The sequence below is a fragment of the uncultured Tenacibaculum sp. genome (assembly GCF_947494125.1).
Taxonomy (GTDB): Bacteria; Bacteroidota; Bacteroidia; order Flavobacteriales; family Flavobacteriaceae; genus Polaribacter.
Genome location: NZ_CANLTU010000002.1, coordinates 566430 through 580426, shown reverse-complemented (window position 1 = coordinate 580426; position 13997 = coordinate 566430). Strand labels below are relative to the sequence as shown.

Here is a 13997-nt window from a genome sequence, read left to right as displayed (position 1 = left end):
TTATTTTTCTACTAAGATTAAATCTTCAATAATTCCTCCATCAAATCGTGTGAATTGGTCTTTAGTTCCAAAGCGGAATATTCCTGAAGAATACATCACATTATTATTAAAATTGAAAATTAAGGTTGTATAATCTGGATGCGATGCTTCTAACCAACTTACGATATATAGCTTCTCGCCAATTTTACGAGAGCTATAAGGCAACTCTTTATTTCCATTCCCTTTTCTTGGACCTACAATCCATTTATATTTAAGCATTCCGTTATAGAATTCTATATGAATTCCTCCACCATTTTGATAGTAATACTTCATAGAAGTTCCATTTAATAGCTGCTCTGGACGCTTTGCTTCTGCTTCTTTTTTTACTTGTTCTAAAGAAGCACTTGTTGGTTTTTCTTGTGCCATACTAAAGTGTATATTAGCCGTAGTTACCATTAATATTGCAATTTTTTTTACCTTGTTCATTCTACTAAATTTTTAGCGGTTATATGATGAATTATTTCATCAAACTTTAATTTTAAACCGTGTTTTAAAAGGTTATTCCGCAAGATTGGTGCTATTTGTTCTCTATATTTTTTAAGTTGAGATGTTGTATATACCTCTTGAATTTCCTTGCTTTCTTCTTTTAATAGCTTGTTCATTTTTGGTCGAACATATTTTGGAAGATTTAAATATTCAATTTTCACATCATTGGTTCCAGCCGCTTTTATCTCTGAAAATAAGTTGTCAATCAATTCAGGTTTTAATTTCATGTGAGGTAAAAAAGGACCAATAAAAACATAGGTTTTTATGCCTGCTTTATTCAACTTTTTTAACGTCCGTAACCTAGCACTAGCCAAGGGGGCTTTCACTTCTAAAAATCGACTTAGTTGATCATCGGTTGTGGTAATAGACATTCCAACTTCTAGGTTTGGAATTTTCTTCAACAGCTCTAAATCGTCTAATATCATTGGCGATTTTGTTAAAAGCCCTACTCTACCTTGATACTGATACTTTACAAAGACTTCTAAAATGCCTCGGGTTAATCGGTATTGTTTTTCAACTCCTTGATAAGGGTCAGTTACTGTACTCATTGCAATTTTTGGATGCGGATTCTTTTTCATTAAGCGTTGAATATCCTTTTCCATCAATTCAATTGCGTTTGTTTTTACATATACATACTTTCCCCAATTATTAGTGGTTTCTCCAACAAAACGTCCCATAAAACTGGCAAAGCAATACATACATGCAAATTGACATCCTGTATATGGATTTATTACATAATCTGCACTAGGAACTTGCGTGGTTCCTATAATAGATTTCGCGGCTATTTCTTTGATTTTAAAAGGCATAAACTTTCTGCGTTATTTATACCTCAAAATTAAAGTCTGGTTTAATTTTGTGAAAGGTGAATTATTTCGAGAATTCTCAAATAATGGTAAATCTCAAAACATATTACTGTTTTGTAATACTATTTTAACAATATAATAGTTCTCTTTAACCTTTTAAAACTAACTATATTTCCATCTTCAAAACTACGAATTGTATTCACCGTAGTTCCATTTAATTCGCCAGATTGAATGGCTCCTATTACTGAAGCAATGCCATCTGGGAATGATAAATTGTGCTGCGTATAGCTAGTTTGGTTTACATAATTTTGCATTGCGGTAACATTTCCTGTTTGTATAGATTGTAAAATAGCTGTAGCCTTTTCTATATTGGTTGGTGCTATTGTTCCATCATTATTACTACACGCTGTAACAAACATTATAAATGCGATAAATAATCCTGCTAAAATTAATTTTGATTTTTTCATATTATTGTTTTGTTTTTATTCAATACAAAATTAGAATCGCTTCAGCTCCTATAAAAGGTGAATTTTTCTTAAAAAAATCAAATAATGGTAAATCTCAAAACATTTTACTGCTTTGTAATAATTCTTTTAAATTGACTTGGAGTTTGGTTAGTATGCTTCTTAAAAAACTTAATAAAATTAGTCGTTTCATTAAAACCTATAAGATAGGATACCTCATTTACATTGTTTTGATTCTCTGCAAGAAGCCTTTTTGCATGTAATATGAGTATTGAATCAATAAATACTTTAACCGATTTATTAGTAAACCTCTTAACTACTTTAGTAAGTTGATGGCTAGAGCAGCCTAACATTTGTATATAATCAATCGCATTTCTAGTATGAAATATATGTTGATCTAATGCTTTTTGAAATTCAATAAATAACTCCTTCTTTTTATTATCAACAGGTGCTACAGGCTGTAATTTAGATTTTACTTTTAAAATTAAGGTTCTTAATAATGTTTGTAATACCTCTTGTTGAACCTGATAGGTTATATTTTTATACTCTTCATTAATCAGTTCAATTAAAGATAAAAAAGTATTATAATGTTTTTTACTAATAGTAGTTATTGGGCTATACAATGCTGTATTATATGGATAGCTATACGTTAGCTCGTTAAATTGTAGTTGGTTTTTATACAAGAAGTTTTCTGTAAAAAGAATAATATATCCTTTACTACTTCTATGTTTTTGCCATGAATGTACCTGATTTTTACCTACAAATAAAATACTACCTTTTTTAAAATTGTAGGTTTCAAAATCAATATAATGTGCCCCTTCTCCTTCTTCTATAAAAAGGATTTCATAAAATTTTAAAACTTTTGGTGGCGTTAAAAATGCTGCATTATACTTTTCGTAAAAACCTTTCATTGTTAAAATTTCAAATCCTATCAATTCTAAGTCTTCTTTAAAAAGTAATTTAGGAAGTTCTTTTTTTTTCATTTTACCCTATAGTGTTTTCTATTTTTTTATTCGGAACTAGCCAAATCAAAGCTACAACTACATAACAAGCAACTGCTAGCTATGGAGCGTAAAATGATAATACTAATCCAATAATATAAATAAGTAGGGATGCTTTTTCTTTATTTTTTTGGTTGAGATAATATTTTATAGAAGTAAATGTACAAACTTTATAGATACTAAACCTTTCATATATATTTTCTAGGTTTCTATTGTTATTTAATAAAAGTTTAAAACAAACGAGGGCTGTTAATTAACAGCCCTCGTTTGTTTTATTATTAGTGAATCAAATATTATTTCTTATTTATAACTAGCAATCATCTCCATTAAGTATTGAACCAACTCCTATCGAAATTATACTACTGGTTAATGAACCAACAATAGCTCCTCCTAAACCACCTAATAGCGTTCCTGCTGGACCTAAAAAAGACCCCCAAGTTGCCCCAGTAATAGCTCCACCAATTGCTCCTGAGATAGCACCACCAGCTATTTGTGATCCTGTAGGTGGACAATCTCCAATCCTTGCATTTGGTGAAGTTTGCCCTAAAAGCTCAGACTTATATACTTCTATAGTTGCGAAAATACCACTTAAAGCGTATAAATTATTATCGCTATTTAAATCTATTTTATAAGTATCAAGCAATTTAACCATACCTTCATAATCTGCTTTTTCATTTAGATTTACGATTCTTTCAAAATATCTAGCTACCTTTTCAGAAAAACCATAATCTCTAAAGTCAAAATTACTTGGCGGCGTTACTTTTAAGTAATTGAAATCCAAATAATTAATAGTATTATTTCTTTCCATATAGTTTACAACATAATTTCTTACGGCTTTTTGGTCCTTGAAAGTCATACCTTCTGTACTAACAATTGCATTATGTGTTATCTTTTTTAGAATAGAGGCATCATTTAAAATATTCTTATAGCTTAATTTACTTAAACCAGCTGATCTGTTTTCATTTGAAAATTTAAGAGTAGAAGTATCTGTCTCTTTAAGGTTGTTATCTTCAGAACTACAACTAACTAAAACTATAGAAATTGAGAATAATAAAATTAATGTTCGTTGAATGTTTAATTTGATTTTTTTTGTGTTCTTTAACATGATATAAAATTTTTAGTTATTCAAATTAAAAGAAATAGATCATGATTATTTATAAAATTTCATAAGTGTAGACAATAAATGTAAAAACGAATATTAAACATAAATGCATCAATTTAATTGTACATTTGCAACAATTATTATACTAAACAATTCTCTTTATTTCCTATGGCTTTTAAAAAATTACATGTTGTTATAAAAGAAGCGCTAGAGTTCCAAGAAATAACAACCCCTACCCCTTTTCAGAAAGCTAGTATTCCTGTAATAAAAAGTGGTGCTAATATTTTTTGTACAGGTCCTAAAAATAGTGGAAAAACAACCACACTTATACTTACAACTTTACATAAATTAAAATGTGAAGCTGCTGGAAGTGCACCAAGAGCTATTGTTTTAGTAAAAGATAATGAAAGTGCATTAGAATTGTATAAATCCTTTTTAAAATATACTAAACATACTACTTCTTTACGTGTTTATTTAGGAGATGAAAAACTTCATGTTGATTTATTAAAATCAGAAATTTTTGAAGGTATAGACATTCTTATTTCAACACCTAAAATGGTAAATAAGTTACTTTTATTAGAAGGTGTAAATACAACTCAGGTAAAGATATTAAGTATAGATGATGCTGACTTTTTAGTTCAAAAATCTTCATCTACAGATCTTATTTCTATAACTCAAAGTATTCATAAATGTCAGTTTGTAATATACTCTGAAAAAATGCATCCAACTCTAAAGCGTTTTGAATCTTATTTTATGCCACATTATAAAACTGTAGCTATATAGGTTGCTACAAGAAACTATATTCATACAGTAATTAGAACGCCTAATGGAAATGATTATAGAAAAGATTTATTAAAACAACATTTAAAGAACCAATAAACATTAATCTTTAAAGTCTTTTTATAGAATATGCTCTCCTCCTACTTAAGTGAATAAAAGACCTAAAGAAAAATTAGCAAATGAAACCATAATAGTTTCACTTGCTAACATTATTATATTTCTAAACATAATACTTCTAATATTTAAACTAGATATAGCTTCCCTTATTACTTTACTAGTTTAATTTTTTTCATCCCAAAAACGATTCTTAAAAAGTTAAATTTCTTAATAATAAACCAGTAAGTAGTTATAATGGAAATCAAAGAAAATAATATTATAAATATTGCTTTTAATCCATAAGCCATATCCCATTGTAATACAAAATAACCTACAAAAATTAAAGCTGGTTGATGTAATAAATAAAATGGATAGATTGCCTCGTTTAATACACTTCTGTATTTATGGTCCTTGTTAAAATATTTTTTAAAATATCCTATGGCAGTTAATCCACATGATAAAGAAATAATCATTTCTGTTATTCCTCTAGCATAATCTTGAATTATATTGGGGCTCCCAAAAATTAATGGCAAAGTAAATAACAATACTGTAAATACAATAGTCTGGTACAAGTATAATAGCCTATCTTTTGTAAGTGTTTTAATTATCTTAGGGTTTGTAAACAATACAAATCCACTTATAAAAAACAATACGTAATATGTAAAATATGCCCAATCGTTATATAAAGCATGGGTACTGTTAGGAAAGTATTGACGTAAAACAACTTGTGATAATATTAATATAATTAATAACCAGTTTAAATGCATTCTCTTTGCAAAAAATGTGATTATTCTGCCTCTAATCATATTATAATGACCACTTTTAGTATAATTTAAAAATGGACTAATCAGTAGTGAAATAATAAATAAATACAAGATAAACCACAAGTGATGCCATGAAATATTTCCTACAGGATAAGGTCCACCGTCAAACATATGAGGTATAAAATCTAAAAAAGAACTATAATTATTTATTCTCTCAACATAAATCATTAAAGGAACTAAAGTAAAAAAACCAAATGTAAAAGGGATGTACAATCTTTTAAACCGTTCTTTTACATATTGCCAACTTGTTCGCTTACCAATTGCATAATAGGTTCCAACACCAGAAACTAAAAATAATAATGGCATTCTCCATAAATGAAGCCACCACATAATTGGTTCTAAAAATTCAAATGACTCTTCACTGTTTACATGCCATTGTTCTGGCCTAAATATCATTCCTACGTGGAAAAAGAATACACTAATAATAAGTCCGATTCTTAGCCAGTCAATAAAAAATTGTCTTTGTTTTTTTGTTTGATTTTGTGAGTTCATTACTGTTAATTTTTGATTTGATTCAAAAGTATAAACAGCATGAAGCATAAAACGAATTAGCCTATAAGTAAGGTGTATGAGTTTATAATGCCACACATTTTACTACTAATTATCAATTAGTTAAGAACTTCTGTATTGCGAAGGGGTAAGGGTTGTAATTTTCTTAAAAGCAGAGTTAAACGCCGATTTTGAATTATACCCAACACGTTCTGCTATTTCTTCAATAGTCAATTTTTTACCTAAATCAGTCTTTAAAATAACTTTTGCCTCTTCTACTCTATATGATGCTAACATTTCAAAAAAAGATTGATCTAATTTTTCATTTATAACTTGTGACACATGATGCGATCTTTGACGTAACTCTTTAGATAAACCAGATAATGACGCAGTACTTTTTATAAAAAACTTCTCATTTTGCATCTGATTTTTAATAGCTTTTAAAATAAGTAATTTATCTTCATCTGTGAGTGACGATTTTTCGTATTTAATTACTGGTCCTTCTAAAAAACTTGACGCATTTTCATAGTATTTTGAACTATTCATGATTTGATAAGATGTCAAGAATATCATAAAAGAGATATAAAGAAAAATTAAATAGTCCCCTACATCACTTTCATAGGTAGACTTTACAAAAATTAGAATAACTGTAATAATTAAGAAATGATAAAAAGAGTTTCTGAATGATATTAATACTTTACTCTTTGTATTAAAAATTGTTTCACTCCGTTTTTTAACAGATAATAACAACCTAACTGATATTATTATTATATATACTAGGATATGAATTATAGTTGCTTGATTTACATAATTTCTTATACTTAGTGGATCACTTGTATACTCTGGTAATAATTTTAATTGAGGAATAGTTAACTGCATCACACGAATATTATCATTATACTTAAATTCATTAGTCATTGAAAAGAAGAATAAACAATATATTAACCATAGCAAAAAAGGAATAAAGTGTAAACTATCTAACTTACTTCTCTTATCACCAAGAAGTGAAGTCATAAATAAAAAAATTAATGGTGCTATGACAAAATTTAAAGGTTCAGAAAAGTTGGTTAACCACAATGTTTTAAAAATATAACTTGTATAATTAAGCCAACCTTCAAACATAATAAGCGATAAAGTCAAAATTAATAAACCCATAAAAATATTTGGGGATTTACTTTGTACTGACTTTTTTATTAAAAAATATGAGGTGTAAATTCCGAATACTACACCTAAAAAAATAATTAATGCGATTAGATTTAAGTTAATTGGAATGTCTTGCATATTTCAAAAGTAGTATTTTTAACAAAAACAAGAAGCTCTGTGCTGTTTTTTGTTTATCAATTAGATAATTAAAGTCTATACTATTATTTTAAATTGCTCTCAATTTATTAGCAGCTGCTATTAAAGTTTCATCAGTTTTAGCAAAACAAAATCTAAGCATTTTCTTATCTGTTGCATTTTTATTAAATACAGAAATAGGAATTGCAGCAACTCCATGCTCTGTAATTAGATCTTTGGCAAACTCCATATCGCTTTTAGTACTAATTTTCGTGTAATTTACTACTTGAAAATAGGTTCCTTCTGAAGGTAATAATTCAAATCGACTATTTTTTAATAAGTCTTGAAATAGTTTTCTTTTACGTGCATACATTTTAGCTATTTCGCTAAAATCAACAATATCTAAGTATTCTGAAATAACATGCTGTGATATACTATTTACACTAAAAACTAAAAATTGATGGATTTTTTTAATTTCTTTCATCAATCGTTCTGGTGCTATTAAATAACCAACTTTCCACCCTGTAACATGTAGCGATTTTCCAAATGAAGATGCTATAATTGTTCTATCAACCAATTTTGGTCGAGTGTTTATAGAAATATGAGGGTGTTTAAATGAGATATATTCATATACTTCATCACTTAATAATAAAATATTTGGATGTCTTTCTAGTAAAATTTCCAAAGCCTCTAACTCTTCTTCTTTCCATATTTTTCCTGTAGGATTATGTGGATTGTTAATGATAATCAGCTTTGTTTTTGATGTAATCGCTGCTTCAATTCGATTAAAATTAGGAGAATAATCATCATTCAACGAAATACGTACAGGCTTCCCTCCTGCTACTAAAACGGAAGGCTCATAACTATCATAACTAGGGTCTAAAATAATTACTTCATCTCCATTAGTTACAAAAGCATTAATGGTAGTATAAATACCTTGTGTTGCTCCTGAAGTTACCAATAACTCAGAAGATACATTGAGTTGTCGTTGATAGTTTTTCTTTGTTAATAATGCTATTTTTTCTAATAAAGATGGTAACCCTGCCATGGGTGTATACTGATGAATATTTGCTGTTAATAAACGCTTTGATATTTCAAGTAGTCGTTCATCTACAGGAAAATTCGGAAATCCTTGTGATAAATTAATAGCATTATGCTCTTTTGCTAATAAGGACATTACAGAAAATATACTAGCTGTTGTATTTGGTAATTTTGACATTATAATAAAATCAGTTTACACGAAAATACTATAATTTACGTCTTTCACAAACCAATTTAAGACAACAACTTATATTATCTGTAAGTATTCGTTTTATTTAGTGAATAAAATTAAAAATAGCCACTTTAAGAGTCTGCTAATTCAGGGATTTTATTTTCAGTTTTCAAACTAAGATATTTTAACCAACCGCCATTTTCTAAAACTCTTTTACCCTTTTTAGTAAGGCTATGAATTATTTCTCTTTCTCGAATAATCAAAGACTCAGTTTCCATTTTATCACCAAGTTTATTACATTCGTAAACATCACTTAGCTCTTTATTATCTAAACCAATAAATCTCCAAATACTTGTACTAGAATTTCTCTTCTTGGTTAGTTTTTCAACCAAACGAAGGTTGCTATCAATTAAATTGTTAATGTTGAGGGACATATATTTTTTTATCTAATATAAGGTAAAAAAATATATAAATAAAAACTTAGCACCACTTAACAAGTTATAATATAGCCAATTACTCTAATTTAGCTAAAGATTTTAATTCAACTCCTAATTGAGTAAGCATCGTTGCTATACTACTTATTTTTAAATCTCTTTCATCATATTCTTGAGTATTTATACTACAGGTAAACTCCCATAATTCAACTATTTCAGAAACAGGAATATTATAAGTTTCATAATTTTTATTGTCTGGAACTAACAATAAAGTATTGTTTTCTTCTAATTTATTATATACTCTTTTATACGTAATTCCATCATTTTTGGTAACAACGATATATGAAACTCCATTTTTAACATCATTAATACTTTCAATAAATTGAGCTACTACATACGATCCGTCTTTCATTGGATGCATTGAATCTCCTTTAATAGGAAATGCTCTATGTTTTCCTACCGGTAAAAAAGGCAATTTAATTCTTTGCAATTGTTCTATATATTCTGGATCATTATACCCCAATAAATACCCAGCTGAAGCTTCTGTAGGTATTATTTCAATTAAATTTTCTTCTTCATTGTCTACCGTTATTGGAAATAAAACTCTTTGATTACCTATCTCAATAAATGATGATTCTTTTGAATAGCTCAAATCATTTTTTACCAAAACATCAATAGGCAATTTAAAATATTCTGAAATAGTAATTAAAAACGCTATTGAAGGCTCAGAACGTCCTTCTTCATATGAAGAAACTCTTGACCTAGTTATATTTACTTCATTAGCAAATTGCTCCTGTGTTAATCCTTTTAATTTTCTAAGATGTCGTATGTTTGTTTGTACTTTTTTCATTGCTACAAATATAATCAAGTAATGCTACTTTTTGTAGCTAACTTAGTAAAAAGTTGAAAATTTTTAATGCATATTATAAATCATTAATTACCTTTTATTTAATCTTAAACTACTATTCATTAGAAAAACTTTGAAACGATTTATAACTTTTATAGTCATAGATTATTTTTATAAAAAGTGCAAAAATCAATAATGTATCTTTGAAAAAAAATAATTGTAAATGCTAATTCATTTAATTGAAATATTTGTTTTTTCTTTTTTAATAATGCTTTCTTGCATGCTATTTTTAAATCCTTTAAAGGTTAATAAAAAAGCTAATTTATGGTTTAGCATTACTTTACTTTTGTGGGCTACCTATTGGTTAGATGAAATTTTAATTCTTATAAAAATAGCTCCTTTTAGTGATTTAATAAGGCTTATTGTTTCTTTTATTCAATTTTTCACGCCTGCATTACTGTATGTAAGTATTGTATTTTTCACAAATCCAAATCATAAATTTAAAACTAAAGATGGAACTATTTTTATTCTTCCTTTTATATATTTTGGGTTACTAATTTTAAATAGACTTCTTCTTTATAATTTACAAAATTCCCTTAAATTTTTAGTTCTTACAAATACAATTCTATATACATTAAAATCTTATTTAAAACTTCGCTCACATCAACGAAAAATTAAGTTATTCTCTTCAAATACTAATGATATTGATTTAAAATGGTTAGAAAATATTATTCTTATCATTGTTTTAATAGTTATTGTAATTAGTGCATTTAATCTTATTTATATAGGACTTCCTTTAAACTTACACTTAAATATAGTTATGCTTATTGCTATTTTGTTTATTGCATATAATGCTTTAAAACAAAAAGAGATTTTTCCTCTAAATGAAAAACATCGAAATGAAGTTATTGCTATAAAAGAAGATGAAAAAATTATAAATAAGCGTAAAATATTGAGTGATGACGAACTTGTTACATTAAAGTCTAAATTAAATTTACTTATGAAAGAGCAACATTTATATTTAAATCATGATATAAATCTAGCCTCTTTATCTGAAAAAATGAAAATAACATCACATCAACTTTCCTATATTATTAACAATGGATTTAATCAAAACTTCTTCCAGTTTATTAATACATATCGTGTAAATAAAGCCAAGGAATTATTATCTGATAAAGACTCTAATAAATTATCTATTTTAGGAATTGCTTACGAATCTGGTTTCAATTCTAAAACTGCATTTAATACTACCTTCAAAAAATTTACAAACCAAACACCTTCCGAATATAAAAAACAAAGCGCTACTTTATAACTAAGAACTTATTTAAACACAAAAAACTAAAAATAAGCCAATTAACAATAGGTTCTCTTTTATAAACCTGAGCATATAAAATAAGTTCTATAGCTATTTTTGTTTATCATTTTTAAATAAACACAAATGAAAGTAGCTACTAAAAATCAATATGCAGTAATAACAGGAGCTAGTCAGGGTCTTGGAAAAGCATTTGCACTCTCGCTTGCTAAAAGAAAACATAATCTAATTTTAATTAGCTTACCCAATCAAAATTTAAAAGGATTAGCACAACATATTAAAGAAACATATAAAGTTGAAGTACCTTATTTTGAAACTGATTTTTCTTCTGATGAAAATATACTTTCATTAACAAACGAATTGAATAAAAATTATGATGTAGACATTTTAATAAATAATGCTGGAACTGGTGGCACAAAAAAATTAGAAGATGTATCTCTTAATTATTTAAATACTATAATTCAAGTAAATGTTAAAGCGACAAGTATATTTATACATCAATTACTTCCTAATTTAAAACAACAATCGCGGGCATATATATTAAATGTATCTAGCATTGCTGCATTTTCCCCTATTGGTTATAAAACTGTTTACCCTGCTTCAAAAGCTTTTGTACATTCATTTTCTTTAGGTCTTTCTGAAGAGTTAAAAGATAGTAACATTTCTGTAAGTGTTATTAATCCTGGTGCTATGAAAACCAATCCTGAAATTACAGCTCGTATTGAAAAACAAGGTTTTTTAGGGAAACTAACCTTATTAGAACCTGAAAAAGTAGCTGAATATTCGATAAGAAAAATGTTTAAGGGTAAAATTTTTATATTAATTAACCCTATGAGTTGGTTTTTCTCTACCCTTTTACCTAATTGGATAAAAATACCAATGATGACAAATATTGTAAAAAGAGAAGCTTAAAATTATGAAACAGGTATTTATTACAGGTATAAATGGTCTTTTAGGTACTAATTTATGCCATGAACTCTTAAATAAAGGCTACCATGTAACAGGACTTGTTAGAAACAAGAATAGTTATAAAGGAAAGTACCATAATAACTTACAATTAGTAGAAGGACAGTTATTTGATGATTTTTCTTTACTATTAAAAAATATAGATATTGTTATTCATGCTGCTGCTACAACAGACCAGAGTTTACTTAAATATGTTGATTATTGGAATATTAATTGTAATGCGACTAAGCAATTATACAATACAGCCATTGCAAGCAATGTAAAACGTTTTATTTTTGTTAGCACTGCTAACACATTAGGTTTTGGTTCGTTAGAAGAACTGGGTACTGAAAAAAGTAAAATGAATACTTTATTTAAACAATCGTACTATGCAAAGAGTAAGTTAGAGGCAGAAAACTATTTATTAAAAAATAAACACAAAATAGAAACAATCATTGTTAATCCAACATTTATGCTTGGTTCCTATGATACTAAACCTAGCTCGGGAAAAATAATACTAATGGGTTGGAAACAAAAGTTAATTTTTTATCCTCCTGGAGGTAAGAATTTTGTACATGTTAAAGATGTTTGTATGGCAATAATAAACGCTATTGATAAAGGTATTTCTGGCGAAAAATACCTCTTAGCTAATGAAAACCTAAGCTATAAAGAATTCTTTGAAGTTCTTAATAAGGTTACAGATCAAAATTCAATACTAATAAAAATCCCAAAACAATTATTAATTATCATTGGCTATTGGGGAGAATTCCTAAGAAAACTTCGCATAAAAACTAATTTAGGTTTAACAAATATGAAAATTTTATGTGTTGAAAATTACTTTTCTAATAACAAATCTATAAAGCATTTAAATAGTACTTATCAGCCTATTAGCAAAGCCATAATAGATAGTATAAATTATTTTTCTAGAGCAAAAAAGTAATGATTACATGCTTCTCTTTTTTATTTTTATTATTGTTTAAGCTTAAGGTTTTTAATGATTTTAGCATCAACCCAAAATATATCTACATTCTCATATTTGTCCGAGCCAACATTTCTACTAAAAAACAAATATTTACCATCTGGAGTAATACTAGGTGAAGCTTCCCAAGCATCTGTATTTATTTTATCTCCTAAATTAATTCCATTATCCCACATACCATCTTTCTGTTTAAAACTGATATAAATATCAGAATCTCCATATCCATTTTCTTTTTTAGCATCCCATAATAAATACGATTCGTCTGGAGCGATAAATGGGTGACTTAAGTAAGTTCCTGTATTTATCGATTTTGGTAAAGCCTTTGGTTCTTCATGTTTTCCATTAATTAATCTAGAATATCGAATTGGATATGTTAAATCTCCCTTCTTATAAGTATCAAAATAATAAGTTCCGTTAGCAGCCTCAGATAACCTCATAATATACATAGAATCATTACTTACAATAGGAAATTCCTTCTTTTGTATTTCAGACCATCCTGCGTTTGTTTTTTTTAGATAACCATCACCTAAATGCATGGTTGTACCATCCGGAGAAATTACTGGTCGTCCAATCCATGGAGAAGCAAGTACCGATTTTTTCCAAGTACCATTTGCTTCATTATACTTGTATTCGTAAAAAGTTGATTTTACATTTTCTTCTCCTCTTCTAATAAAATAAAATGCTTTCATATTAGATGCAAATGCACCATCATATTCATAGATATCTGTAGAAACTAATCCTGGTGCAAAAGGAATTGGTGTTAAACCAGGTGCTTTTTGTCCTAAATATGGTGTTTTTATAACGGGTACAGCATTACTTTTTGTTTGTTTCTTTTTAGTATCACAAGATTGTAAAGAAAATATTCCTGCGATTAGTATTGTTATATAGGTTTTGTTCATTTTTAT

General features: G+C 27.6%; 15 protein-coding genes. 4 read left to right on the top strand and 11 right to left on the bottom strand.

What is annotated here, in order from left to right:
• The 5 genes from Q0881_RS06215 to Q0881_RS06195 form a co-directional block, all read right to left on the bottom strand.
• The gene (locus Q0881_RS06215; protein ID WP_299157794.1) at nucleotides 1-465 is read right to left on the bottom strand and encodes a hypothetical protein; all 465 of its coding nucleotides are present in this window, start codon (nucleotides 463-465) and stop codon (nucleotides 1-3) included.
• Complete coding sequence (locus Q0881_RS06210; protein ID WP_299157792.1) at nucleotides 462-1331, bottom strand: spore photoproduct lyase family protein; 870 nt, start codon at nucleotides 1329-1331, stop codon at nucleotides 462-464. The genes Q0881_RS06215 and Q0881_RS06210 overlap by 4 nt, the downstream gene beginning before the upstream one ends.
• 119 nt (nucleotides 1332-1450) lie before the next feature.
• Nucleotides 1451-1795 carry a hypothetical protein gene (locus Q0881_RS06205; protein ID WP_299157790.1) on the bottom strand — a complete coding sequence of 115 codons (345 nt, stop codon included), beginning with the start codon at nucleotides 1793-1795 and terminating at the stop codon, nucleotides 1451-1453.
• A gap of 104 nt (nucleotides 1796-1899) precedes the next feature.
• Nucleotides 1900-2775: a helix-turn-helix transcriptional regulator gene (locus Q0881_RS06200; RefSeq protein WP_299157788.1), complete on the bottom strand. Its 876-nt coding sequence runs from the start codon at nucleotides 2773-2775 to the stop codon at nucleotides 1900-1902.
• Between the two features lie 328 nt (nucleotides 2776-3103).
• Nucleotides 3104-3898 (bottom strand): hypothetical protein, encoded by a 795-nt coding sequence (locus Q0881_RS06195; RefSeq protein ID WP_299157786.1) that lies wholly within the window; start codon nucleotides 3896-3898, stop codon nucleotides 3104-3106.
• Between the two features lie 165 nt (nucleotides 3899-4063).
• On the opposite strand from Q0881_RS06195, the gene Q0881_RS06190 reads away from it, so the two are divergent.
• On the top strand, nucleotides 4064-4678 hold the full coding sequence (locus Q0881_RS06190) for a DEAD/DEAH box helicase (protein ID WP_299157784.1): 615 nt from the start codon (nucleotides 4064-4066) through the stop codon (nucleotides 4676-4678).
• A gap of 263 nt (nucleotides 4679-4941) precedes the next feature.
• Here Q0881_RS06190 and Q0881_RS06185 read toward each other — a convergent pair whose 3' ends face one another.
• From Q0881_RS06185 to Q0881_RS06165, 5 genes are all read right to left on the bottom strand, one after another.
• On the bottom strand, nucleotides 4942-6087 hold the full coding sequence (locus Q0881_RS06185) for an acyltransferase family protein (RefSeq protein WP_299157782.1): 1146 nt from the start codon (nucleotides 6085-6087) through the stop codon (nucleotides 4942-4944).
• A gap of 120 nt (nucleotides 6088-6207) precedes the next feature.
• Nucleotides 6208-7239, bottom strand: a complete 1032-nt coding sequence (locus Q0881_RS06180; RefSeq protein WP_299157781.1) for a helix-turn-helix domain-containing protein — start codon at nucleotides 7237-7239, stop codon at nucleotides 6208-6210.
• A 214-nt stretch (nucleotides 7240-7453) separates the two neighbouring features.
• The gene (locus Q0881_RS06175; RefSeq protein WP_299157779.1) at nucleotides 7454-8581 is read right to left on the bottom strand and encodes a methionine aminotransferase; all 1128 of its coding nucleotides are present in this window, start codon (nucleotides 8579-8581) and stop codon (nucleotides 7454-7456) included.
• 125 nt (nucleotides 8582-8706) lie between these two features.
• Complete coding sequence (locus Q0881_RS06170) at nucleotides 8707-9009, bottom strand: hypothetical protein (protein ID WP_299157777.1); 303 nt, start codon at nucleotides 9007-9009, stop codon at nucleotides 8707-8709.
• A gap of 79 nt (nucleotides 9010-9088) precedes the next feature.
• A complete protein-coding gene (locus Q0881_RS06165) occupies nucleotides 9089-9859 on the bottom strand; it encodes a helix-turn-helix domain-containing protein (RefSeq protein WP_299157775.1) in 771 nt (256 codons plus the stop codon).
• 220 nt (nucleotides 9860-10079) lie between these two features.
• On the opposite strand from Q0881_RS06165, the gene Q0881_RS06160 reads away from it, so the two are divergent.
• The 3 genes from Q0881_RS06160 to Q0881_RS06150 all read left to right on the top strand — a co-directional run bounded on the left by Q0881_RS06160 (nucleotide 10080) and on the right by Q0881_RS06150 (nucleotide 13053).
• Nucleotides 10080-11168: a helix-turn-helix domain-containing protein gene (locus tag Q0881_RS06160; RefSeq protein WP_299157773.1), complete on the top strand. Its 1089-nt coding sequence runs from the start codon at nucleotides 10080-10082 to the stop codon at nucleotides 11166-11168.
• Between the two features lie 126 nt (nucleotides 11169-11294).
• The gene (locus Q0881_RS06155) at nucleotides 11295-12080 is read left to right on the top strand and encodes an SDR family NAD(P)-dependent oxidoreductase (RefSeq protein WP_299157772.1); all 786 of its coding nucleotides are present in this window, start codon (nucleotides 11295-11297) and stop codon (nucleotides 12078-12080) included.
• Nucleotides 12081-12084: 4 nt separating this feature from the next.
• On the top strand, nucleotides 12085-13053 hold the full coding sequence (locus Q0881_RS06150) for an NAD-dependent epimerase/dehydratase family protein (RefSeq protein WP_299157770.1): 969 nt from the start codon (nucleotides 12085-12087) through the stop codon (nucleotides 13051-13053).
• A 29-nt stretch (nucleotides 13054-13082) separates the two neighbouring features.
• Here Q0881_RS06150 and Q0881_RS06145 read toward each other — a convergent pair whose 3' ends face one another.
• Nucleotides 13083-13991 carry a hypothetical protein gene (locus Q0881_RS06145; RefSeq protein WP_299157768.1) on the bottom strand — a complete coding sequence of 303 codons (909 nt, stop codon included), beginning with the start codon at nucleotides 13989-13991 and terminating at the stop codon, nucleotides 13083-13085.
• Nucleotides 13992-13997 lie beyond the last annotated feature (6 nt).